The organism is Devosia sp. MC1541, assembly GCF_012847305.1.
In the GTDB taxonomy this organism is placed as follows: Bacteria; Pseudomonadota; Alphaproteobacteria; order Rhizobiales; family Devosiaceae; genus Devosia.
Genome location: NZ_JABBDZ010000008.1, coordinates 108,823 through 131,454, shown reverse-complemented (window position 1 = coordinate 131,454; position 22,632 = coordinate 108,823). Strand labels below are relative to the sequence as shown.

The following is a 22,632-nucleotide window of genomic DNA, read 5'->3' as shown; positions in this document are numbered from 1 at the left end:
TTCTTAGCGGAACCATTTGGGCGCAAAACGAAGGCCCGGCTGGGAGGGGAGGTGGCGCATGAGGCGCTGATAAATCACGCCGAAGATGGCGAATATGACCAACGAGACAGCGAGGAAGATAACGGCTGCTGCCGAAAAATGTAGGAAGGCGTTGAAGTCGCGTTCGACAAAATCCTTGGCGGTGAGCATAAGCTCACGTTGACCGCTCAGCACCGGCACCGCGAAATAAACAATGGCTGTCGCGTGGAACAGGAACACCACTTCATTGGTATATGCGGGCCAAGCGAAGCGGATCATGTTTGGCCAGATAACGCGTCGGAACTGCTGCGAACGGCTCATCCCATAAGCCCGGGCGGCTTCAATCGCGCCCTTGGGAACAGCACGCAAAGCGCCGTAGAAAATCTCGGCGGTGTAGGCAGCGGTGTTGATGGTCAGGACCAGCGGCGCAATAAACAGCGGGTGTAGCACAAAACCGGAAATGCCCAAAGGACGCCAGACGCTCAAGTTCAGCGACAGCGCTAGAGAATAGAACATGAAGAACTGGATGAAGAGCGGCGAACCTCGGAAGGCGTAGATAAAGCCGCGCGACAAATGGTTGATCATCTTATTGGGCGAGGCTTTGCCAAGTGCGAGAAGCACCGCGAACCCGAAGCCAAGTGGGATCGATGCGGCAGCAAAGTACAGATTGTACAATACAGCCGGGGCCATCACGATCACGTCGTCGATGAATTCCTGGATCATGCTGCCACCTCGCTAAGAATCCCACGACCAGCCTTGCGCATAATCGCTTCAAACACGCGTTCGGAAACCCATGTGACCAGGATGTAGAAGAGGAAGAGGACGAGGTAATACCGCCAGCGCCAATCGTCGTGGACTAACCCTACAGCGGGTAGGAAATTTGGCGCACCCAAACGATCAGCCCAGAGCACGATATCGGCAATCTGCAGGAGCGAGAGCAGCGAGGTTGCTTTGACGAGCAACAGCCAGACGTTCGAGAGACCGGGCAGGGCATAGACCCACATCTGGCGGACATGCACGCGCCACAACACCTGGCTTGAGGACATGCCAAAGGCACGCGCCGCTTCAAGCTGGCCATGGGGCACGGAGCGCATCGCCCCGTGAATGACGTTGGTCGCGAACGCACCATAGACGAGGCCAAGGGAAACGCTAGCGAGCAGCAGGTATTCGGTGGTGCCCAGGAACCAGTTAGCTTCCTTACACGGAGGCCAAGGTGCGTTCTGTGCGGCGATCATGTCGGCGCTACACACTTGGGTCGAGATGAACCACTCTACGCCCTGCTCGAAGGCGAGCGGGAAGAAGAGGAAAAAGAGGATGTCTGGGACGCCGCGAACGATAGCGGAGTAGGTGGACCCGATCAGACGGAGCGGTAGAAAGCGCGAGCTTTTCAGCGTCGCGCCAGTTAGCCCGAAGACAACAGCAAGCGCCCCACCGAGCAGGGCTGCAATAACGGTAAACTGAAAGCTGGCGTACCAGGTCATGTGCTTACCGTTGGTGAGGTAGGCGACCCAGAATGCAAAGTCTTCGAACATATGGGAATCTCTAAAAGGCCTTTCCCGATGGCGGGAAAGGCCGATGTTGGGCTTTAAGCCTTATTCAGCGAAATATGGGCCGTGGCCTTCAAACCACTTCGCAATGATGGTGTCGACGGTGCCGTTCTTCTTCAGAGCGGTGATCGCGTCATCAACCTTGGTCTTGATTTCGGAATCCTTGCGGACGCCAGCGCCAACGCCGCCACCGATGAGCACGTTTTCGCCCTTGAATTCGATCGCGCCGCCAGAAGCTGCAACGACTGGTTCAAGATAAGCGCCGTCGGCGAGGATGGTGTCGATGTTGCCTGCAGCAAGATCGGCCATCGCCTGGTCGGCGGTCGCGAAGGTGATGATGGTGTTGTTGGCGGCGTGGTGTTCTTCGGCATAGCCAGCCTGAATGGTGCCGCCCTGAACGCCAACGCGGGCGCCGGAGAGGTTGGCATAATCAAGCTCGGTCGCTGCCATAGCAACATACTTGGAAGGATCTGGTGGGAAGTAGTTTTGGGTGAAGTCGATCGTCTTGAGACGCTCTTCAGTGATCGACATGCCAGCCATGATCAGGTCGTAGTTGCCAGCGAGCAGGTTCGGGATGATCGAATCCCAGTCGTTCAGGATCCACTCGCAGGTGAGACCTGCTTCAGCGCAGATTGCATTGCCCAGCTCGATTTCAAAACCGGCAGCATTGCCGTTGTCATCGAGGAAGTTCCAAGGTGCATATGCACCTTCAGTTGCGATACGGACGGTTTCCTGTGCGGAGACCGCGCCGGTCAGCGCAAGTGCGGCAACGGCGGCAAACATAATTTTCTTCATAACGCTCTCTCCTATAATTCTTGGTTTTTGCCTTAAGGCCAATCCTCGTCAGTCGTGGTTCGCTGCGTTGAGGAATTGTTTAAGACGCGCCGACTTGGTTGCACCAAACACCTGATCAGGTGTTCCCTCTTCCTCGATAAGCCCTTGATGCAGGAAGATAACATGGTCGGAAACCGACCGCGCAAAATCCATATCGTGGGTCACAAGGATCATGGTGCGCCCCTCGTCAGCGAGAAGCTTGATCACGCGTAGCACTTCAACACCCAACTCCGGATCGAGAGCCGAGGTAGGTTCGTCAAACAGCATGACGCGCGGGTTGATGCACAGTGCGCGCGCAATTGCAGCGCGTTGTTGCTGGCCGCCCGATAGCTGGGATGGATAAGCGTCCGCCTTCGCACCGATGCCGACCTTGTCGAGCATGGCGCGAGCCTCTGCTTCCACCTCGGCGCGCTGGCGCTTTTGAACGATCAATGGGGCTTCCATGACGTTCTCAAGAACAGTCATGTGCGCCCAGAGATTGAAGGACTGGAACACCATGCCCAGTTCCGAGCGGATGCGACGGATCTGATTTTCATCGCCGATACGGCGCGCATGGCCGTTGCCCACCAGTGAAATGACTTCACCACCAATGGCAACGTCACCTTGATTGGGCACTTCAAGCATATTGATGCAGCGCAGTAGCGTCGATTTGCCAGAGCCGGACGAGCCGATCAACGAGATGACCTGACCTTCATTCGCGGTGAACGAAACGCCTTTTAAGACCTCAAGCTCACCAAAGGACTTATGGATATTCCGCAGTTCGACAACGGCATTTGCCCCGTTCACAACGGGTTCGGCTTGACTCATACTGACCTTAGCCCTCGAAAGAGCCTTCCTGCTGACCGGTGATCGCTATTTTTGAGGCACGCAATCTTGACCATTTGGTAGAAAACCAGAAGTCGGTGAGATAGCAAGTGAAAAAGGGTTCTTTACCCAAAGAGGGTGTAAGATCGGGGGTAGCGTTGTTCTTCCTGCTATCGAAGATTTTTTGGCTCATCGCTCAGCCATTAAGCATTATTTTGATACTCTTAGTCGCAGCGATGATCGGCACCTTCTTCCGCAAGCGACGTATGGCCATCAGCTTTATCGCCTCGGCGATTGTCTTCACACTGCTTGCAGGTTTCTCCAACTTTGGCGCGGTTTTAATTGCGCCGCTGGAAAATAGATTCGAGCGTGCGGTGCTTCCGGACGGCCTCGATACAATTCTTGTTTTGGGTGGCTCAACCTATGGGCGGATCAGCGCGGCGCGCGGCGTTACGGAGCTGAATAGCGCTGGGGATCGGTTTATGGAAGCTGTAACCCTGGCACAGCGTTTCCCTCAGGCTAAGATTGTCTTTAGCGGCGGGTCCGGGTTGCTAGTGCCCGAGATCGAGACGGAGGCGGAATCGGCTGAACGTCTCTTTGTTCAGCTCGGAATTGATCGATCGCGGCTCGTTTTGGAAGGACGGTCTCGGAATACGGCGGAGAACGCAGCGTTCACGGCAAACGTCCTTAAGGACAGCCGGAACATTGCGCTGGTGACGTCAGCTTTTCACATGCCGCGATCTGTCGGGCTATTTCGGGCGCAAGGCGTAGAGGTGTTTGCTTGGCCAACCGACTACCAAGGCTCGGGCAATGAGCGTTTTGGGTTGAACCTCGACGATCCTGCTCTCAACCTTGAAGTGCTTACCGTTGCCATGCGCGAATGGATTGGCCTTGTGGCTTACAAGCTTACCGGCAGAATTGGGGATATCCTGCCTGCCCCAAGGCAATAAAAAAAGCGGTGCCGGAGCACCGCTTTCTGAAATTAGGTTTTACGGCGCATCAGGCCAATGACCAGCGATATGACGAGGAAGGCCAAGAACAGGAAGAACAGAATCTGCGCGATGCCCGCAGAGGCGCCTGCAATGCCGCCGAAGCCGAGCACGCCAGCGATAAGAGCGATAACGAGGAATACGAGAGCGTAGTACAGCATCTCAATCTCCAAAGTTTGAATTGAAATATAAACTGTTCCGCCGCCCTTCGAGTTCCGTTCGACAAAGAAAAAGGCCGGTATGAACCGGCATTCTGCTTTAGATTTGATTTTGCAGTTTATGCTGCCGCCCGGGAACCTTCGTCAAAGAATAGGGCCTGACTGATCAACGCCTTGACCATGTCTGGGTTGAACGGCTTGGTGACGAGGAAGGTTGGCTCCGGACGTTCACCTGTGAGCAGTCGTTCGGGAAAGGCTGTGATGAAGATGACCGGCACAGACGCAGCGTTGAGAATGTCGTTTACCGCATCAATGCCCGAGCTTCCGTCAGCAAGCTGAATGTCGGCGAGGATCATGCGTGGCTTGGTGTCATTGAACATCGCCACAGCTTCTTTGTGGGTGCGGGCAATGCTGACGACCTTATGGCCGAGGCTTTCGACCATCTGCTCAATGTCCATTGCGATGAGCGGTTCATCTTCAATGATCATAATTTCGGTCGCGACCTGACGGGAGATGTCGGTCGAGGCTTCGCGCAGGAGAACTGTGAACTCTTCAGCGCTTACATCCAGAATTTCTGCAGCCTGATCATTGGTGAAACCTTCGACTGCAACCAGCAAAAATGCCTGGCGCGGGCGCGGGGCCAAATTGGCAAGATTAGACGCCGCACGCTGCTCCCAAATGAAACTGGAAACAGGCGATGGGATCGTAATGGCAGAGGAGGAGAACAAGGCGGAGAAGAGTTTGTAGATCGCTATGCGATCGCTAGACGCTTCTGGGAATAGGCTAATATCGGCAATTAGAGTTTCTAGAGTAGCGGCGACATAGGCGTCGCCAGAAGTTTGTGAGCCAGTCACTGCGCGCGAAAAACGACGGAGGTAGGGCAGGTGCGGCGCAATCCGCATAGATAGTGACATAGAAAATAGCTCCCCAGTGACGCTCGTGCAATCTTGCACTTTATCCTTAACGACCATGATAAAGGAAAGTTCCGATGTACTGGAACTTTTGCCCTATGTGTGCATTGGTAACTGTTAAATAGAGTAGTGCAAGACTGAACGGTCGGGTGAATGACAAAGGATAATCGTGTGACTCAGCCGAACATGCGAAAGCATGAGGGGCGGGTAGACGACGGGTTGGGGCCGAATTCCGATATTGGTTCGCGTTTGCGTGCTCTTTATGGAGCAGTGCAGGACGAGGGGGTTCCTGACCAACTTCTAGATTTACTAGAAAAACTGGATGAGGCCGAAAGGGCTCAAGCTGCTAGTGCCCAAACGGGTGGGGAGTAACCTCATGGCAGCCGAGACTCCCTCGTTTAAGAGAGAAATGCTGGCGACCTTGCCTAGTCTTCGCGCGTTTGCTGTGTCTTTGACCGGCAAGCACGACAAGGCTGATGACCTGGTGCAGGATACCGTTATGAAAGCGTGGGCGAAGCAGTCCAGCTTTGAGATGGGCACCAATATCAAGGCATGGCTTTTCACCATTCTTCGCAATGAATTCTATAGCCAGATGCGCAAGCGCGGCCGCGAGGTGCAAGATAGCGACGGTGCTTTTACCGAACGACTATCTGTGCATCCCTCGCAGTATGGCTCCATGGATCTTGAGGATTTCAAGAAGGCATTGGCGCAGCTGCCAGATGATCAGCGTGAAGCTGTTATTCTGATCGGCGCTTCGGGCTTCTCCTACGAAGAAGCGGCAGCCATCTGTGATTGCGCGGTGGGAACCATGAAGAGCCGGGTCTCCAGAGCGCGGTCGCGCCTCACTGATATTCTCAAAGTCAGCGGCGAGTCTGACTATGGTCCGGATGCTGTTTCAGCGCAGGTGACATCAGGAAACCACTCGTTCTAGGGGTGAGTGAGGCACCTATTGCCATCTCTCTCGCCCTGAGCCTCAATACTGCCATTGATGTGATGCAAGGCCGTCTTGATGTCGGCCTTGAGCGGGGCAGTGGAGTTGAATATCGGATCGGGGCCTTTGACGATGGAAACCAAGTCGGCAGAGACGAGACCCATGTTGCGCCCGCAAATGCGCAGGGTCGCTATTTGGTCGTCTTTGGCCTTGGTGTGCTTGGGCGTTGTGACGTCACTGCTTTTGCTGCGTGGCTTCGAACGTCAGCTTGAAGATGTCACCAAGACCTTCGCTGTGCGGACATCTGCTAGCCAATTGAGCCAATCGCTTGTTGAGGCGGAAGCGAACCAGCGTGGCTATCTGCTGACCGGCGATGAGCAATTTTATCAGGCTTATCAATCCGCTATCGCTGGCATCAGTGACGATGCCGACACTCTACTGACCATGACAGAAGACGACCGCGCCCAACACGCGCGGCTTGAAGGCATTACAGGTTCTTTCGTGGGTAAGCTCGCCGAGATGCAGCGGGTTGTCGAACTCGCGCGGCTGAATGAAGGCGGGCAAGCGCTCAATCTCTTGGAGACTGGGCTCGGTGCGCGGTTGATGAGTGAAGTCACTCAGACGCTGGCGGACTTTGTGGCCGAAGAAGACGAAAAGCTCGCGCAGAGAAACGAGGCGATCCGTCAGACAAGAAGCCTATCCGCCTTCGCGATGATTGCCGCAGTGTTCGCCTCCGTGGTGTTGGCCTATTCGCTACTGGCGCGCACGCAGCGCCAGGTGAGCCTTTTGGCGATGGAGCGGCATGGCCTGAAATCGCAGAACGAATTGCTCGAATCCGAGGTTGCTGAACGAACAAAGGTTATCGAAGAGGCGAAAACCCTTGCTGAAAAGGAACGGGAACGCGTCGAGACGCTTCTGCAGGATATGAACCATCGTATCGGCAATTCCTTGGCAACGGTCTCGTCTCTCCTCGCTTTGCAGGCAATGCGCTCTAACTCCGACAAGGTGAAGACTGCGCTTGAGGCAGCGCGTCAACGCGTCCATGCCATCGCTTCCGCGCATAGGCGGTTGCGACTGGGTGACGATCTTGAAACCACGAGTGCGGCTGAGTTTTTGGGTGCTGTTGTCGAGGATATCGCCGACACCCAAGCGGACAGTGGGCGTGTCAGCATTTCCGCTGAGATCGAACCCATCGAGGTTGGTGCGCGAGATGCAACGACCTTGGGTATTCTCGTGGGCGAATTGATTACCAATGCGCTCAAGCATGCGTTTCCCAATGGCCAGAACGGGGCCATCATCGTCAAGCTTTACAAGGGTGATGATGGGATTGCCGTTCTTGACGTCGAGGACGATGGGGCGGGGCTGCAGAATGAAACGAGCGATGAGGGGCTTGGGTCGGTTATCGTCAAGCAGCTCTCCAATCAGTTTGGCGGGGAACCGAAGTACATACGCCGCGATACCGGTGGTCTAACCGTGCGTATAACCATGCCGCAGCTGGGGCAGTTGCTCCACGGTCACGAGGCCTAGATTGCGCTTCCGCATGATCCTCAATCGGGATGGTGGAACGATGAAAACCACAAATCTTGACGCTTTCACCGCGCTGGCGACGACCAGTTTTGAGGCGGAAGGGCACAAGCTTGAGTGTGTGCAGGTCCGTGGCAATGAGGTCGAGGCAGCATTGCAGGCGGCCGCGGAGGATGATGGGGTGGACGGCATTATAGCCGGTGGTGGCGATGGAACGATCTCTGTCGCCGCAGCTGTGGCCTACCACTGCGGCAAGCCGCTGGGTGTTCTGCCAGCGGGGACAATGAACATGTTCGCGCGCGCCATAGGTGGGCCGATGGACCTGACGGCGGCGATTAGCGCTTTGGCTGCGGGGCGCATAGCCCATGTCGACGTCGCAACGGCCAATGGCCGACCGTTCGTCTTTCAGTTTGGTGTCGGCGTTCATGCACGGCTGGTGCGGATCCGTAATTCGATGACTTATCATGGCCGGATCGGCAAAATGCTGGCGAGCCTGCGCGCGGTGTTTTCGTCAATGGTGAACCCGCCGCGCTTTGCGGTCGAAATCGAAACGGCGCAGGGCTTGGTGTCTCAGCATAGCTCTGGCCTGGCGGTATCCAACAACCCGGTTGGTGCCGGTGGACTGCCCGTGGCAGCGCGGCTCGATAGCGGCAAGCTCGGCGTCTACGTGGCTGGTGCACTGACATCCAATGCGCTGTTGGGTCTCGTTAAAGATATCGTGACCGGCCAATGGCGGGACAACCCATCGGTCACCGAGATCGAGGCGCGCAAGGTCGTGCTCACTTTTCCCAAGCGCAAACGCGGCGCTTTCGCCGTGATCGATGGGGAATTGATACCGCTGGAGGAGAGGGTGGTGCTCGAATTGAAACCACTGTCACTGGCAATTGTTCAGCCAGCAACAGTGGTTTGAGACGGTTACTCTCGGTTCCGGAGCAGAGCTAGGGCACCGATAATAGCAGCAGGCAGTGCAAGCTTAGCCGCCATTGGTGCGCGCAGGATCATCGGAACAGCAGTGAGCGCTGCTGTGGTGATGAAGGCGCCGGTTTCACTGGACCGACGACGCTGAGCGACCTTGCGCTTTTGTTGGTTCTTTCCAATCTGAGCGCCGAGGAATAGCGCCACTGCAAGCAAGACAAATAGGCCAGCGAGCAGGAGCGCGGCGATCACCGGGCTAAAAAGATCAGCAAGTGCCAGATAGGCAGCGACAAGCAGGAAGACGATGGCAATGGTAGAGAACAAGCCCAGCAGGCCATAGACGATTGCTGCCGCCTTTGCCTTGTCGGCAATGTTCTCTACCTCTAAGCCGAGTAGCGCCGCGAGGGGCGCTATCAGACCCATAAGGCTTACCGTGTCAGAAGGGCGAGGACGAAACCAATACCCACTGCAGTCGCAACCGAAGTCAGTGGCTTTTCACGAATGGTGTCCTTGAGCTGCTTTTCATACTGCTCTGCCTGACCCTGGGCCTCGCCGATCAGGTCCTGACCCTTGGCCTTGAGGTGTTCAAGTTCATTGGCCGCAGCGTCTTTAACTTCGTTCAGCTTGCCCTTGGCCTCTTCGGTCTTGCTGTTTGCGAGTTTTCCAACAGTGTCCGTGATCGACTTAATGTCTTCGCGCAGTTGTGAAATCTGAAGCTCCAGTTCTGCTTCGCGCGTTGTGCTTTTCGCCTTGGCTGCTGCGGTGGTGACGTCTGAACTTGCCATAAATAATACTCCCCTATGTGTGTGTACTAAACGCGAATGCTGGGTCTGAGTTCCGAAGGGGCCAATAAAGAATGATCCCGGCAAGACCGTTAGGTCGCCGGGATCATGGGCAAGACGGGCGGGGGCAATGCCGTCTTGCAACGGGCGGGCTCAAAGAGCCTGAGGGAAGTCTGCCCGTTTTTGGGTGTTCTTATCTAAATTCGTCCCATCAGCAGCAGGATGATCACGACGACCAAAATTACGCCCAGAATGCCGGACGGGAAATAGCCAAAGTTACGCGAGTAGCCCCAATTGGGCAGTGCGCCGACCAGAAGCAAGATGAGAATAATAAGAAGTATGGTGCCTAGTGTCATAAGACCTCCTAAGTGGCGCGAACGCAGCTCTGACCCTAGAGTAGCGCGACCAGCAAAATCGCGGCGACGACTAGGATGAGCGACGCCGGAAGAAGCGCGAAGGCAACGCTTTCAAGGCGGGATGGTTTCTCCGAAATATCGGAAGACCAGACTGCAGTGGTGCGACCAGCATCTTCGAGGGATTTGAGTTCGATATTCTGCATGATCGTATCTCCATAAACCGGCTTGGGGGGTACAAGACGGCTGCAGTCATCGGGGCTGCAGGGAGAACGAGACATAGCGAAATTAGTTCCGCTAATGTTTCCAGCGCATTGTCCTTATGCGTAGGCATCTAGCTCGGCGCGATGCGCGAGCATTTTCAAGAAGATATCGTAGTCGCGAGAAAAAGCGGTTTCGTCGTTGCGGTGGGGTGTGTGGGCGGTGCCGGCTTGGTGCATCGCAATGGTCGCTTGCGCCAGGCCATCATATAGCCCAGCGGCATTCGCGGCGGCCATCGCCATGCCCAGGAGCGTTGCGTCTGGAGTGTTGGGCTCGATCACTGTGCAGCCGGTCGCCTCAGCGTAAAGCTCCATCAATAGTGAATTTTTGGTGTGACCGCCGATGACGTGGATCGTTTCAATCGCATAGGGGCCGGTGTTGATGGCGTCGAGAATGTGGCGAATGCCTAGGGCTATTCCAACACATGTCCGCCAGTAGAGGCGGCAAAGGCTATCAAAGTCACTATCGAGGGTAAGCCCAGAAATGACGCCCAAAGCATTTGGGTTTGCTAGGGGTGAGCGATTGCCATGGAAATCGGGGACGACATGAAGGCGCTTGGCGAAATCGACACCCTCGATGGCGCGCAACTGCTGAACGCGATCAATAATGTCGCGATGACGCTCGGCTGTGGGGTCGCCGCCCGCAGCGTGCCAATGGACAATGTGATCGAGCAGGGCGCCGGAGGCCGATTGCCCACCTTCCATTTGCCAATAGCCGCCTAGGATTGTCCCATGATGAGGCCCCCAAACGCCCGGGGTGGGCGCGAAGTCGGGTGCCATGGTCATCACGCAACTTGAGGTGCCCGCAATTAGGGCGCAGTGGCGATTGAGGTCGAGTGGGGTACTGGTCAGCGGGCCAAGAGTGGCCAGCGCGCCTGAATAGGCATCAACGACGCCTGCGCCGACGTGGCATTTCGTGGTTAAGCCGAGCTCCGTCGCGGCCTTAGAGGTCAAGGGGCCCAGATCGCCCCCGACAGGGGTAGGATGCGGCGGGATGCTGGTGCGATCGACGATATCCTCGAGGCCGATTTGTTCAAAAAAGTCGTGCTGCCAGCCCGCGCCATCTCCGGATTGATAGGTCCATTTGGTGGCAAGGGTGCAGAGCGAGCGCTGATTTGAGCCAGTGGCCTTCCAAGAGAGAAAGTCTGCCAAATCAAAGATCTGTTTGGCGCGTGACCAAGATTGGGGCAGGTGACGCTTGAGCCACATCAGCTTCGGTACTTCCATTTCCGGCGACATCACGCCGCCGATGGAGGAGAGCACGCGGTGGCCCGTGCGGGTGCATTCTTCAGCCTCGGCAATGGCGCGATGGTCGAGCCAGACAATAGTATCCCAACGCGCGTTGCCATCAGGGGAAACCGTAACTGGCACGCCGTCTGCATCCCGGACGACCAGCGAACAGGTGGCATCGAAAGCGATGCCGACGACTGCGGCAGGATCGGCTTTGGCGTGATTGAGAATTGCCCTCACGGCCTGGCAGACAGAGGACCAAATTTCTTCGCTATCATGTTCTGCGTGATGGGCATCTGAGCGCCGCATCGAGATGGGGACTTCGTGGCGCGATAAAAGCTTGCCTGCTTTGTCGAAAAGCCCGGCGCGGGCGCTGCCTGTGCCGACATCGACGCCAATCAGAAGATCCTGTGACACGCCTTACCCTCCGCTCCATCCGGCGCGGACCATAGCCCACGATAGGGTGTGGGGCTAGGCAGGAGCGTTAGCGCAGAGTTTGAGAAATCTTCTGTCGCTCAGAGGCTTATCGGGGCAGGTCGGTCTGGGTGGGGCGTAGATTGGTCATGCTGGCAAGCGCGGCGCGGATGTCGGATTCGGTGTCCTTGAGATGGACACGCATGGCTTCACCGGCCGCGCGCCCGTTGCCGGATCGAATGGCGTCGAGAATGAGCTGGTGGGCATTTATCGTGTCTTGGATCGTGTGGCCGCGCGCGGCCTGGCCGTGACGGCTGATGCGAACGCCATTGCGCAGGGGACCGGACATGGCCTCGAACAGATAGCCTAAAACGCGATTGCCACTGGCGAGGGCAATGGCCTCGTGAAAGGCAATGTCCGCGTTATGAAAATCGGCTTCTGCGTCCGGACTGTCGGAGGCGGCAGACTGGCGCATGCGCTCCAAAGTGGTTTCGATTGCGGTCAGCCCGGCGCGGTTGACGCGCTTGGCAGCAAGAGTGGCGGATTGCATTTCTAGCGAGAAACGCACCTCGACGAGGTCGAAAAGCCCCTTGCTATCATTGTGCAATATGGCTGTGAGGAAATCAGCGAAGACCGAACCATCTGGCTCGCGCACAACCGCGCGCCGTCCTCGCGCCAAGTCCAGCAGGCCGCGACCAGCCAGGAGTTTGACGGCCTCGCGGATGGTGAGGCGCGACACGCCATAACGTGTTGCTAACTCGGCTTCGCTGGGCAGGCTCGCGCCGGGCGCCATCTGTGTCAGGATCATGTCTGCCAGATCGCGAGCGACCGAATCTGCGGCGCTGATAGTGCCATCGCTGGATAAGGGTGATGGCTCATTACTATCAAACATATCAGATACCTTTGATGTGTTTTACATCCTCACTACCGTATAATTTGACTAGGTCCGCGGCAGAGCCCGGACGTTAGTCTGAGAATTTTTTCTGATCAAGCAAGCAGTCCAATTTTCTTCTGGGTTCGAAAAAATATTCTGAAGCACGTGTGGGGACTTTACAGAAGCTATCAGATTGCACTAGCTTTTCGGCCATGAGCAGGGGAGGGCTCAACAGGCGCATGTCGCCTGCACCGGAGGAATTCATTGGCACCGTGGTTTGCGTTGGACGCAGGCCCCCGTTTGCGCGCTGACTGGCGCGCGAGATGCTTTTGCATGGCGAGGAGCCGGCAAAGCTGCGCCAGAAATCATCCGGCTCCTAAGTCGTGACCATAAACAGTCATCTCGAAAATTAGGGAGTCGAGACGTGAAGGTTCGTAACTCAATTCTGGCACTCGTTGGTGCTGCTGTTCTGTCGACCACTGCGCTGTCGGGCGTTTTCGCTCAGGACAAGGGCTCGGTTGGTATCGCTATGCCGACCCAGTCGTCTTTGCGCTGGATCTCGGACGGCAATGAACTCAAGGGTGCGCTTGAAGGCATGGGCTACACCGTCGATCTGCAGTACGCAGAAGACGATATCCCGAACCAGCTCGCGCAGATCGAAAACATGGTCACCAAGGGCGTCGACGCTCTGGTTATCGCTTCGATCGACGGCACCACGCTTTCCGCTGTTCTGCAGCAGGCTGCTGATCAGGGCGTCAAGGTTGTTGCCTATGACCGTCTGATCCGCGAAAGCGGCAATGTCGACTACTACACCACTTTCGACAACTTCCAGGTTGGTGTTTTGCAGGCAAACAGCCTAGTAAAGGGCCTCGAAGAACGCTTTGCAGACCAGAAGCCTTGGAACGTTGAACTGTTCGGCGGCTCGCCAGACGACAACAACGCCTTCTTCTTCTACGACGGCGCCATGTCTGTTCTGCAGCCACTGATCGACAGCGGTGACGTTGTCGTAAAGTCCGGCCAGCAGGGCATGGACGTTGTTGGTACCCTGCGTTGGGACGGTGCTGTTGCACAGGCTCGCATGGACAACATCCTGTCGGCCAACTACTCCGATGGCTCGATCGTACACGGTGTTCTGGCACCATACGATGGTCTGTCGCGCGGTATCATCTCCTCGCTCCGTGGCGTTGGTTATGGCTCTGGCGACCTGAAGTGGCCAATCGTTACCGGTCAGGACGCTGAAGTTCCTTCGGTTAAGGCGATCATCGCTGGCGAACAGTACTCGACCATCTTCAAGGACACCCGCGAACTGGCTCAGTACACCGCGCAGCTCCTCGACACCGTTATCGGTGGCAGCGAGCCAACCGGCCTCGACACCACCACCTATGACAACGGCGTCAAGGTTGTGCCTTCGATCCTGCTGACCCCATACGAAGTTGACGCGAACAACTACGAAGAACGCGTTATCGCTTCCGGTTACATCAAGGCCGAAGAACTCCAGTAAGCTTTAAACGGATGGAAAGGCCCGGCGTTGTCCGGGCCTTTTCGATCCTTGTGAGCGAGCGAAGAGAGGCGGAGCCTTAGGGCCCCGCCATATGACTTGGGACAGCACTGGCGTCTGGCGGGGCGCTGTGGCTCTAAATCATAGGGTCAGCATGACCAAAACTATTCTGGAGATGCGCAGCATCACCAAGACATTCCCGGGTGTGAAGGCGCTACAGGACGTCAATCTGGACGTTCGTGAAGGCGAAATTCACGCCATCTGCGGGGAAAATGGGGCCGGTAAATCCACCCTGATGAAGGTTTTGAGCGGGGTCTATCCGCATGGCTCATACGAAGGCCAGATCGTTTATCAGGGACAGGAACAGCAATTCCGGTCCATCCGCGACAGCGAACACAAGGGCATTGTGATCATTCACCAAGAGCTTGCTCTGGTGCCGCTTCTGTCCATCGCAGAGAATATTTTCCTCGGCAATGAAGTGGCCAAGAGCGGCGTTATCGATTGGGATGAAACCCGCGATGGCGCGCGTAAACTGCTTGGCATGGTCGGCCTATCGGAAGACCCAGACACGCTGATCACCAATATCGGCGTAGGTAAGCAGCAGCTGGTGGAAATTGCCAAGGCCCTGTCCAAGCGCGTGCAGCTTCTTATCCTTGACGAGCCGACAGCGTCGCTCTCGGAAAAAGACAGCCAGGCGCTGCTCGATCTGCTGCTGGAATTCAAAAAGCAGAACATCACCTCCATTATCATCAGCCATAAACTCAATGAGATTTCGCGCGTGGCGGACCGGGTAACGGTTATTCGCGACGGCAAGACCATCGAGACGATGGATACGCAGGATATTACCGAGGACCGGATCATCACCTCCATGGTGGGCCGCTCCCTTGAAGATCGCTATCCGGCCCGGCAGACCCATGCTGGTGAGGTTATTCTCGAAGTTAAAAACTGGAATGCCTACCACCCACAGCATCGGGATCGGCACGTTATCAAGGACGTCAACATCACTCTGCGCAAGGGTGAGGTCGTTGGTATTGCAGGCTTGATGGGTTCGGGCCGTACCGAATTTGCCATGAGCCTCTTTGGTAAGTCCTGGGGGCAGAAAATCTCCGGGCAAGTGACCAAGAACGGCCAGCCCATTGATATTTCGACCGTTGGTCGCGCGATTGCTAGCGGCATCGCCTATGCCACGGAAGACCGCAAAACCTATGGTCTCAACCTCATCGACCATATCAAAAACAACACCACGATTGCCAATTTGGCGGGCGTTTCTCGCCTCGGGGTGATTGACGATCTGGCCGAGCTGGACGCGGCCAATGACTATCGCAAGAAAACCAATATCCGCTCTTCGAGCGTCTATCAGGTGACGGGTAATCTTTCTGGCGGCAACCAGCAGAAGGTTGTGCTGTCCAAATGGCTGTTCGCCAATCCAGACGTGTTGATTTTGGATGAGCCGACCCGCGGCATCGACGTGGGCGCGAAATATGAAATCTACACCATTATCAACCAGCTGGCGTCACAGGGGAAAGCTATCCTCGTGATTTCTTCGGAAATGCCCGAACTGCTGGGGATCACGGACCGCCTCTACGTGATGAATGAAGGCCGCATCGTTGGCGAAATGCCGACCAGCGAAGCCAGCCAAGAAAAGATCATGCGCTCTATCGTGCGCGCCGAAGGAAAAGCATCATGACCACAGACACCGCACCAACTGGAGCTGCAGCGCCTGCACAGGGCCAAGAGCTGACCCTTGTCGGAGCATTGAAGGCCAATATGCGGGACTACGGCCTGCTGCTGGCGCTGATCCTGATCATGCTTTTCTTCCAATATTTCACCAATGGCGTGCTGTTTAAGCCGGTGAATTTGACCAATATTATCCTGCAGAACAGCTATATCATCGTGATGGCGCTGGGCATGCTGCTGGTGATCGTCGCGGGCCATATCGACCTTTCGGTCGGCTCAGTCTCAGGCTTTGTCGGGGCTTTGGCGGCGATGCTGATGGTGGGGTGGAAGTTCCCGCCAGAGCTGGCATTCCTTGCGAACCCGATTGTGGCCGGGGCGATCTGTCTGGTCGTGGGCGCCGCTATCGGCGCGGCACAGGGCTATATTATCGCCTATCACCGCGTTCCGGCATTTATCGTGACGCTGGCGGGCATGCTGATCTTTAAGGGCCTGTCGCTGGCCATTCTCGCGGGTAAGTCGGTTGGTCCGTTCCCTGCAGAATTCCAGATGCTGTCGGCCGGTTTTATCCCTGATCTTATCGGCCCTTTGACCACGCCATTTATCGCCGAGAACGGCAAGCCGGTTGTGCTTCACACCACCACTATGGTGATCGCGATCGTGGCGATTGTGGCGATGATGTTCTTCAGCCTGCGTACGCGGTCGCGTCGCATTGCGCGCGGCTATGTGGTTGAACCCTTTAGCCTCTTCATCATCAAGAATGTGGTGATCGCGGCGCTGGTGCTGTTCTTCGCCTATATGCTGGCGTCCTATCGCGGCCTGCCAAACGTGCTCGTCGTTATGGGTATCCTGATCGCGGGCTTTGTGTTCCTGACCAAGAAGTTGACCTTTGGTCGTCGCATTTATGCGATTGGCGGCAACCTCAAAGCCGCAGCGCTTTCGGGCATCAAGACCGAACGCACCACCTTCTACATCTTTGCAATCATGGGTGCTTTGGCGGCTCTGGCCGGGATGATCTATGCGGCGCGCCTCAACTCGGCGACGCCGAAGGCGGGGCAGGGGCTGGAGCTCGACGTGATCGCCGCGGTGTTCATCGGCGGCGCTTCGGCGCTGGGCGGTGTCGGTCAGGTGGCGGGTGCGGTGATCGGTGCTTTCATCATGGGTGTGATGAATAACGGCATGTCGATCATGGGCGTGAACATCGATTGGCAGCAGATGATCAAGGGCGTCGTGCTGCTCGCAGCGGTGTTCTTCGATCTCTACAACAAGAACCGCTCGGCCTGATTTTAGCTGGCCGCGAAGCGTTAGAAACCGGGGCGAGAGTCCCGGTTTTTTGTTGAGTTTTTGGCTGTGGCGTCCATTGGCCCCGATGTGGCTTTTGGCTGGCACTTTTGGGCACGTGGCTGGGCGGGGCATTGGCGGAGCTTAGGCATGGGCCACAAAGGATCGGGACCCAAAACGCATGGGACGCGGCAGAAGGTTTTCTTGGAAAAGGGATTTTGCGACGGCGACTGGCTGGGCGCAGCACGTAGTCCAGCCCGGAGCGTGGGGGCTCAGGTTTTTGCCGTGGCGGCAGGGGGAAGATTAAGACGGCCGGGCCGTGCGGGGATAGATGGACCGGCTTAGTGTCGGTTTTGCGGGAGGCCGTCGGTGATGGCTTAGTAGTCGCCTTTTTCGGCGGTGAAGATGTGTTGCGCCAGTTTGGTATGGGTGGGGCCGTCGAAGGCACCCATGAAAATGCCAATCCAATCGCCATGGATCGGATCAAAGAAAAGGGCTGAACCGCAGGTGCCGCAAAAGCCGCGACGGACTTTTTCCGAGGAGTGATACCAGCGCAAATTCTCCTCGCCCGTCACGCTGAGGGCGGATTTGGGCACATCGGTTCCTGCCTCAAAATGCCCTGTCTGCTTGCGGCACTGAATGCAGTGGCAGGCGGTGGGCGGGGCGAGCGGCGCTGAGACTGAAAACTGGATAGCGCCGCAGAGGCAGGAGCCTTTGTGCATGGTTTCCCCTAGGGCTGGACCGTCTGGAAGGTGATGGAGCCCTTGTTCAAAAAGGCTCCCACGCTGAAGAGGTGCGGTGCGATTGGGTTGGGCAGGCGCAGATCATCGATGTCGGGAAAGCGTTTGTCGTTATCGTCAAAGGCGCGGTCGATCTGGCTGATGAGGCAGATGATGGCGCTGTGATCTTGCGCTGCGGTTTTGAGTATTTCCAATTGCGTGCCCAGATCGGGCTTGCTGCGCTGGTGATCAAGGGCCTGCATATAGTCGATGAGGATAAACGAAGGGCGACCGGCTTGGGCGAGGTCGTCAGCAATGGTCTGAGCGCTCACCTCGTCCGAGCAGTTCAGCGCAATGGCGTCGTCCGCGTCCTCAGTGGTGAGGTGATTGCGCAATTCGGCGTCGGTATACTCAAAGCTATAAATTTTGGTCCAGAGCCCGGCGCGCGCTGCGAGGCGGGCCAGGTCTAGGGCGAAGCGGGTTTTGCCCTGGTTGCGGCGTGCCGCAATAAGGGTCAGGTCACCCGGCGACATAAGCGCGAAAAACTGCTCAGGCGGCGTGAGTTGCGGGTTTTGGGCGATCAATAAGGACCAGCGGGCAAAACCGTTTTGTTGGGCAATGGTGTCGAGTGCCACATGCAAGGGAACGGCGTTGTCACGCGACATCGTCTTGGCTTGGCGACGCAGGCGAGAGACGGATCGGGTAAGCTTCATGGTCAAACCTCATGGCTAGAGCGAATGAAGCAACCCCTCCTTATGCAACCGCTCGAGCGATGTGTTTGCTCAAAATTGTGGCCCTACAGGTGACTGCTTACCCATTGGAGGGGGGCGGCATGGGCTTATGCCGAGCACGAAGATTAGCGGGAAGCTCTCGATTTTGCAAAGGGGGCGACCTAGCCATTTTCACGCACGTGGGTGGTGAGGGCGGTGAGGAGGGTTGGGAAGGCGTGGGTGGGGAGTTCGTGGCCGGTGTTGGCTAGAACGGTGAGTTTGGCGTGGGGGATGTGATGGGCGAGGACTTCGCCGTTGGGAAGGGGGAGGAGCGGATCAAGCTTGCCGTGAATGACCAGCGTGGGGACGGCGATGCGCTTATAGGCGCCGGTCCAATCGCGCGACGTGGTGAGGCTGGCGTGGTTAAACATGGAGGGCACGGACGGCGCGTAATCGAGGAGGCGCTCGACATCGGCGCGGGCGAGCGCTGGATCGAAAGGGGCTTTGCCGGTTGAGAGGCGCTGGATTTCGACAAGGAAGGCGATGACGTCTTCCCGGTTGGACCAGTCGAGGTCTGCAAGGCCGCCGAAATGGGCAAAGAATTCAGGTGGCAGGGTGGGAAGTTCGGCTCCGTCCCAGCCAAGAGGCTCGGCGGCGATGAGGGTGATGGAAGCGAGCTCGGGCGGGGGCTCGGTGGCGATCATCTGGGTGATGAAACCGCCCAAGGACATGCCGACGAGATGATAGCGCGTGAGCTTACAAGCGTGGGCGATGGCGAGGACGTCGGTGACGAGGTCTTCGACTGTGTCGGCGGCGGTGCCGAAGGGGCGGGACGTGGAGCGACCGGTGTCGCGGTGATCAAAGCGGATGACGTAATGACCGGAGGCAGCCAGCGCTTCACACAGAGCATCGGGCCAGCCGAGCTTGGAGGTGGTGGCGCCCATGACGAGCAGGATGGCCGGATGGTCGGGAGACCCGAAACTTTCAGTTTCGAGCGTGATGGCGCCGTTTTGGACGGATTGCATGCGGCCTCCTTGCTTTGGGGCGTCTACGGTTGCCCATAAACGCCCCTAAGGCAAGAAGGGTTACTCTGCCGGAGTGGGCTCCGGCAGGTCATTGGCTTCGTCTAGCTCGCGCTCGAGACGGGCTTCTTCTTCAACCTTTGGCTTGGAGAAGCGCGCGAGGAGCTTATAGGCGACCGGGGTGAGGTAAAGCGTGGCGACCGACGCAATGGAGAGGCCGCCAACAATCACCCAACCCAAGGCCGCACGGGCTTCGGCACCAGCACCAGTGGCCACGACCAAAGGAACGCCGCCCAAGATGGTGGCGATCATGGTCATGAGAACGGGGCGCAGGCGGATGTTGGAGGCTTCTTCGATCGCCTCGTTGACCGACATGCCGCGATCTCGCAGCTGATTGGCGAACTCGACAATGAGAATGCCGTTTTTCGCCATGATGCCGACAATCAGCACCAGACCAATCTGAGCGAAGATGTTCGACGAGCCGCCAGTGAGCTGAATGGAGTAGATGCCAGCAGCGACGCCGAGCGGCACGGTGGTCATGACGATGATCGCGCTCCAGAAGCTTTCGAACTGCGCTGCCAGCACCAGAAGGATGATGATCAGCGCAAAGCCGAAGGTGAGGGCGAGAGCATTGTTCGCCTGACCCAAGGTTTTGGCTTCTGCCATCGGCAGGATCGACTGGCCGTTTTCGAGAAGCGGGGTCGCGATGCGCTGGAGCTCGGCATAGGCGTCGCCCATCGCAAGACCATCTTCAAGGCTGGCGGTGACGTTGACAGCGCGGCGCTGTTCTTCGCGGCGAAGCGAAGGGGGCACCGGTGCTTCGGTGATGGTGGCGATGGTTGAGATCGGCACGAAACGCCCGTCGCCGGTTTTGACGAAGAGGGATTCGAGATCCTTAGGGTCATTGACCGGATTGGTGGTCGATACCATGCGCACCGAATAGGAGGTGTCGTTGATGAAGATCGAGCCGACTTCGGAGCCGTCGATCATCGCCTGCATGGTGGCGGCGAGGCCATTGATGTCGATGCCCAAGGCATCGGCGCGCTGGCGGTCGATGGTGAGGGTCAGCTGAGGCTGGGTGGTGTCATAGCCGACGGTGACGCGGCCGAAACGACCATCTTCCTCAAGAGCTTTGGAAATGGTCTGGGCCGTGGCTGCCAGTTCGGCATAGTCGGAACCAGCAACAGCAAATTGCAGACCAGAACCGCCGCCGCGAATGCCAAGACTATTGCCCTGACGAATGCCGCCACGAACGCCGGGAACCTGCGCGAGCAGACCATTGATCTCGGTGGCGATCTGGGCCTGCGACCGTTCACGATCCTTCCAATCGGCAAGGGTGAGGGTCATGAAGCCACCATTGCCCCAGCCGGACAGAACGAAGAGCGAGGTTGCTTCGCCGCTTTCGAGATAGGGCGTGAGCATGGCTTCGACCTGACCCAAACGGGTGCGGACGAAATCAAGGCTGGCGGTGTTGGGGGCCGAGACGTTGACCGAAATCATCGAGCGGTCTTCGGGCGGGGTAATTTCCTGACGAAGGCCGGTGAAGACGAAGACGGAGGCGACGGCGAAGAGGGCGGCAATGACGATGACAACCAGCGGGTTGTTCAGCGCCATGCGCAGCGAGCGACGGTAGAAGCCTGCGAGGAGGCCGCCCAGCTTGCCAACGGCGCCGTGAGATTTGTGCTCGGACGATTTGAGGAGGCGCGAGGCCACCATGGGCCCCATGGTGAGCGCCACCACTGAGGAGAGCAGCACCGCGATGGCGAGGGTAAAGCCGAACTCGCGGAAGAGGCGGCCGGTCTGACCATCGAGGAAGGAGAGCGGGACAAAGACCGCAGCGAGCGTGAGGGTGGTTGCGACGACGGCGAAAAACACTTCTTGCGTGCCAAGTACGGCAGCGGCGCGGGGGCCCGCGCCCATGTGTTTGCGCCGGACGATGTTTTCGAGAACGACAATGGAGTCGTCCACCACCAGACCCGTGGCGAGCACGAGCGCGAGCAGGGTGAGAATGTTGAGCGAGAAGCCCGCGGCATACATGCCTGCGACCGCGCCGAGGAGGGCGATGGGCATGGAAATGGCGGGCACAATGGTGGCGCGCCAATCGAGCAGGAAGAGGAAGATGATGGCAATGACCACCACTAGCGCCACGATGAGCGCGATTTCAACTTCGTGCAGCGCGCCCTTGATGAAGACGGCCTCGTCGCTGGAAATCTTTACGGTGACGCCTGCGGGCAGGGTTTCGTTGAGCGTTGCAACGGCGGCGTGGACGCCTTCGGAAATGGTGATGGCGTTGGACTGGGCCTGACGCACAATCCCTAGGCCAATGCCGGGACGACCATCGGCGCGGATGGAGGAGGTGCTGGCGGCGGCGTCGAAAACGACGGTGGCGACATCGCCAAGCAGGGTCTTGTTGTTGCCGACGGGGAGCTTTTCGAAGTCCGCGGGGCTTGTGACTTCGGAAATGGCGCGGACGGCGATGTTCTGATTGGGGCCGTTGATGGAGCCGGCCGGGGTGTCGAGCGCGATGGTGGAGACCGCCGCGCGCACGTCGGCGACGGTGAGGCCGCGGCTGGCGAGCTTGATCGGATCGACGTCGATTTCAAAGCTCGAGGTGCGGGTGCCATAAACCTGCACTTCGGCAACGCCATCAACGGCGGCGAGGCGCTCGGAGATGATGTCGTCGACAAGGGTCGAGAGTTCGGCCGTGGTCAGATTGTCGGAGGTGACGGCGAGCTGAATTACCGCCTGTGCGTCGCTATCGGCCTTGAAAATGGTTGGCTCGTTGGCGTCATCGGGCAGATTGCGAACGGCGCGGGAGAGGGCGTCGCGCACGTCGGACGTGGCGGTGTCGAGATTGGTGCTCTCGGAAAATTCGAGCGTGACGCGGCTTTGGCCAACCGAAGAGGACGAGGAAATCGAGGTGACGCCCTGCACGCGGGCAACCGCACCCTCGACAATAGCGGTGATTTCGCGGTCCACCGTTTCGGCGGCGGCGCCGGGGAAGCTGGTGGAGATGGAGAGGACGGGCTGTTCGACACGCGGCAGCTCGCGCACTTCAATGCCCAAAAGCGCGGCGAGGCCCGCAACCACGATGAGGGCGTTGATAACGATGGCCAGGACGGGGCGTTTGACGAAAAGGGTGGCGAGTGCGCCGCCCCTCTCATTTTTCTTCTCGATCGACATG

The 22,632-nt window shown here is 57.7% G+C and carries 25 protein-coding genes; 8 read left to right on the top strand and 17 right to left on the bottom strand.

The window, feature by feature from the left end:
- Positions 1–3: 3 nt before the first annotated feature.
- Genes HKD40_RS10725 through HKD40_RS10710 form a run of 4 tightly spaced genes read right to left on the bottom strand, consistent with a single transcriptional unit; the run spans position 4 to position 3,206 of the window.
- Positions 4–741, bottom strand: a complete 738-nt coding sequence (locus HKD40_RS10725) for an ABC transporter permease subunit (RefSeq protein WP_169195747.1) — start codon at positions 739–741, stop codon at positions 4–6.
- Positions 738–1,550, bottom strand: coding sequence for an ABC transporter permease subunit (locus HKD40_RS10720; RefSeq protein ID WP_169195746.1), 813 nt, complete (start codon positions 1,548–1,550; stop codon positions 738–740). Before HKD40_RS10720 ends, HKD40_RS10725 begins: the two co-directional genes overlap by 4 nt.
- 60 nt (positions 1,551–1,610) lie before the next feature.
- Positions 1,611–2,360, bottom strand: coding sequence for a transporter substrate-binding domain-containing protein (locus HKD40_RS10715; RefSeq protein WP_169195745.1), 750 nt, complete (start codon positions 2,358–2,360; stop codon positions 1,611–1,613).
- Positions 2,361–2,408: 48 nt separating this feature from the next.
- Positions 2,409–3,206 (bottom strand): amino acid ABC transporter ATP-binding protein, encoded by a 798-nt coding sequence (locus HKD40_RS10710; protein ID WP_169195744.1) that lies wholly within the window; start codon positions 3,204–3,206, stop codon positions 2,409–2,411.
- A gap of 212 nt (positions 3,207–3,418) precedes the next feature.
- On the opposite strand from HKD40_RS10710, the gene HKD40_RS10705 reads away from it, so the two are divergent.
- A complete protein-coding gene (locus tag HKD40_RS10705; RefSeq protein ID WP_248306015.1) occupies positions 3,419–4,153 on the top strand; it encodes a YdcF family protein in 735 nt (244 codons plus the stop codon).
- A gap of 32 nt (positions 4,154–4,185) precedes the next feature.
- Here HKD40_RS10705 and HKD40_RS10700 read toward each other — a convergent pair whose 3' ends face one another.
- The gene (locus HKD40_RS10700; RefSeq protein WP_169195742.1) at positions 4,186–4,353 is read right to left on the bottom strand and encodes a DUF1328 domain-containing protein; all 168 of its coding nucleotides are present in this window, start codon (positions 4,351–4,353) and stop codon (positions 4,186–4,188) included.
- A 116-nt stretch (positions 4,354–4,469) separates the two neighbouring features.
- Positions 4,470–5,264, bottom strand: a complete 795-nt coding sequence (locus HKD40_RS10695; protein WP_169195741.1) for a response regulator — start codon at positions 5,262–5,264, stop codon at positions 4,470–4,472.
- Between the two features lie 150 nt (positions 5,265–5,414).
- Here HKD40_RS10695 and HKD40_RS10690 point away from each other — a divergent pair, with 150 nt between their 5' ends.
- Positions 5,415–5,633, top strand: a complete 219-nt coding sequence (locus tag HKD40_RS10690; RefSeq protein ID WP_169195740.1) for a NepR family anti-sigma factor — start codon at positions 5,415–5,417, stop codon at positions 5,631–5,633.
- A gap of 4 nt (positions 5,634–5,637) precedes the next feature.
- Positions 5,638–6,192, top strand: a complete 555-nt coding sequence (locus tag HKD40_RS10685; protein WP_169195739.1) for an RNA polymerase sigma factor — start codon at positions 5,638–5,640, stop codon at positions 6,190–6,192.
- Here the strand turns inward: HKD40_RS10685 and HKD40_RS10680 are convergent.
- On the bottom strand, positions 6,189–6,356 hold the full coding sequence (locus HKD40_RS10680) for a hypothetical protein (RefSeq protein ID WP_169195738.1): 168 nt from the start codon (positions 6,354–6,356) through the stop codon (positions 6,189–6,191). The two genes, HKD40_RS10685 and HKD40_RS10680, sit on opposite strands and share 4 nt — an antisense overlap.
- On the opposite strand from HKD40_RS10680, the gene HKD40_RS10675 reads away from it, so the two are divergent.
- A complete protein-coding gene (locus tag HKD40_RS10675; protein ID WP_169195737.1) occupies positions 6,355–7,719 on the top strand; it encodes a CHASE3 domain-containing protein in 1,365 nt (454 codons plus the stop codon). The two genes, HKD40_RS10680 and HKD40_RS10675, sit on opposite strands and share 2 nt — an antisense overlap.
- A 13-nt stretch (positions 7,720–7,732) precedes the next feature.
- On the top strand, positions 7,733–8,626 hold the full coding sequence (locus HKD40_RS10670; RefSeq protein ID WP_282567892.1) for a diacylglycerol kinase family protein: 894 nt from the start codon (positions 7,733–7,735) through the stop codon (positions 8,624–8,626).
- A gap of 5 nt (positions 8,627–8,631) precedes the next feature.
- Here the strand turns inward: HKD40_RS10670 and HKD40_RS10665 are convergent, their stop codons facing one another.
- The 6 genes from HKD40_RS10665 to HKD40_RS10640 form a co-directional block, all read right to left on the bottom strand.
- Entirely contained in the window at positions 8,632–9,054 is a 423-nt protein-coding gene (locus HKD40_RS10665) for a hypothetical protein (protein ID WP_169195735.1), read from the bottom strand.
- A 5-nt stretch (positions 9,055–9,059) separates the two neighbouring features.
- Positions 9,060–9,416 (bottom strand): DUF883 family protein, encoded by a 357-nt coding sequence (locus tag HKD40_RS10660; protein ID WP_169195734.1) that lies wholly within the window; start codon positions 9,414–9,416, stop codon positions 9,060–9,062.
- Positions 9,417–9,610: 194 nt separating this feature from the next.
- On the bottom strand, positions 9,611–9,769 hold the full coding sequence (locus tag HKD40_RS10655) for a DUF3309 family protein (RefSeq protein ID WP_169195733.1): 159 nt from the start codon (positions 9,767–9,769) through the stop codon (positions 9,611–9,613).
- A gap of 35 nt (positions 9,770–9,804) precedes the next feature.
- Positions 9,805–9,972 carry a hypothetical protein gene (locus HKD40_RS10650; protein WP_169195732.1) on the bottom strand — a complete coding sequence of 56 codons (168 nt, stop codon included), beginning with the start codon at positions 9,970–9,972 and terminating at the stop codon, positions 9,805–9,807.
- A gap of 114 nt (positions 9,973–10,086) precedes the next feature.
- A complete protein-coding gene (locus HKD40_RS10645) occupies positions 10,087–11,673 on the bottom strand; it encodes an FGGY-family carbohydrate kinase (protein WP_169195731.1) in 1,587 nt (528 codons plus the stop codon).
- Between the two features lie 106 nt (positions 11,674–11,779).
- Positions 11,780–12,562, bottom strand: coding sequence for a FadR/GntR family transcriptional regulator (locus tag HKD40_RS10640; RefSeq protein ID WP_169195730.1), 783 nt, complete (start codon positions 12,560–12,562; stop codon positions 11,780–11,782).
- Between the two features lie 451 nt (positions 12,563–13,013).
- On the opposite strand from HKD40_RS10640, the gene chvE reads away from it, so the two are divergent.
- The 3 genes from chvE (at position 13,014) to mmsB (ending at position 17,000) form a co-directional block, all read left to right on the top strand.
- Entirely contained in the window at positions 13,014–14,045 is a 1,032-nt protein-coding gene (gene chvE, locus HKD40_RS10635; protein ID WP_211198469.1) for a multiple monosaccharide ABC transporter substrate-binding protein, read from the top strand.
- Positions 14,046–14,196: 151 nt separating this feature from the next.
- Positions 14,197–15,729 (top strand): multiple monosaccharide ABC transporter ATP-binding protein, encoded by a 1,533-nt coding sequence (gene mmsA, locus HKD40_RS10630; RefSeq protein ID WP_169195728.1) that lies wholly within the window; start codon positions 14,197–14,199, stop codon positions 15,727–15,729.
- A complete protein-coding gene (mmsB, locus tag HKD40_RS10625; protein WP_169195727.1) occupies positions 15,726–17,000 on the top strand; it encodes a multiple monosaccharide ABC transporter permease in 1,275 nt (424 codons plus the stop codon). Before mmsA ends, mmsB begins: the two co-directional genes overlap by 4 nt.
- Positions 17,001–17,374: 374 nt before the next feature.
- Here mmsB and HKD40_RS10620 read toward each other — a convergent pair whose 3' ends face one another.
- The 4 genes from HKD40_RS10620 to HKD40_RS10605 form a co-directional block, all read right to left on the bottom strand.
- Complete coding sequence (locus HKD40_RS10620; RefSeq protein ID WP_169195726.1) at positions 17,375–17,719, bottom strand: GFA family protein; 345 nt, start codon at positions 17,717–17,719, stop codon at positions 17,375–17,377.
- A gap of 8 nt (positions 17,720–17,727) precedes the next feature.
- Positions 17,728–18,429, bottom strand: coding sequence for a DNA helicase (locus HKD40_RS10615; RefSeq protein ID WP_169195725.1), 702 nt, complete (start codon positions 18,427–18,429; stop codon positions 17,728–17,730).
- 179 nt (positions 18,430–18,608) lie between these two features.
- Positions 18,609–19,451 carry an alpha/beta hydrolase gene (locus tag HKD40_RS10610; protein WP_169195724.1) on the bottom strand — a complete coding sequence of 281 codons (843 nt, stop codon included), beginning with the start codon at positions 19,449–19,451 and terminating at the stop codon, positions 18,609–18,611.
- A 60-nt stretch (positions 19,452–19,511) separates the two neighbouring features.
- A complete protein-coding gene (locus tag HKD40_RS10605) occupies positions 19,512–22,631 on the bottom strand; it encodes an efflux RND transporter permease subunit (protein WP_169195723.1) in 3,120 nt (1,039 codons plus the stop codon).
- Between the last annotated feature and the right edge of the window lies 1 nt (position 22,632).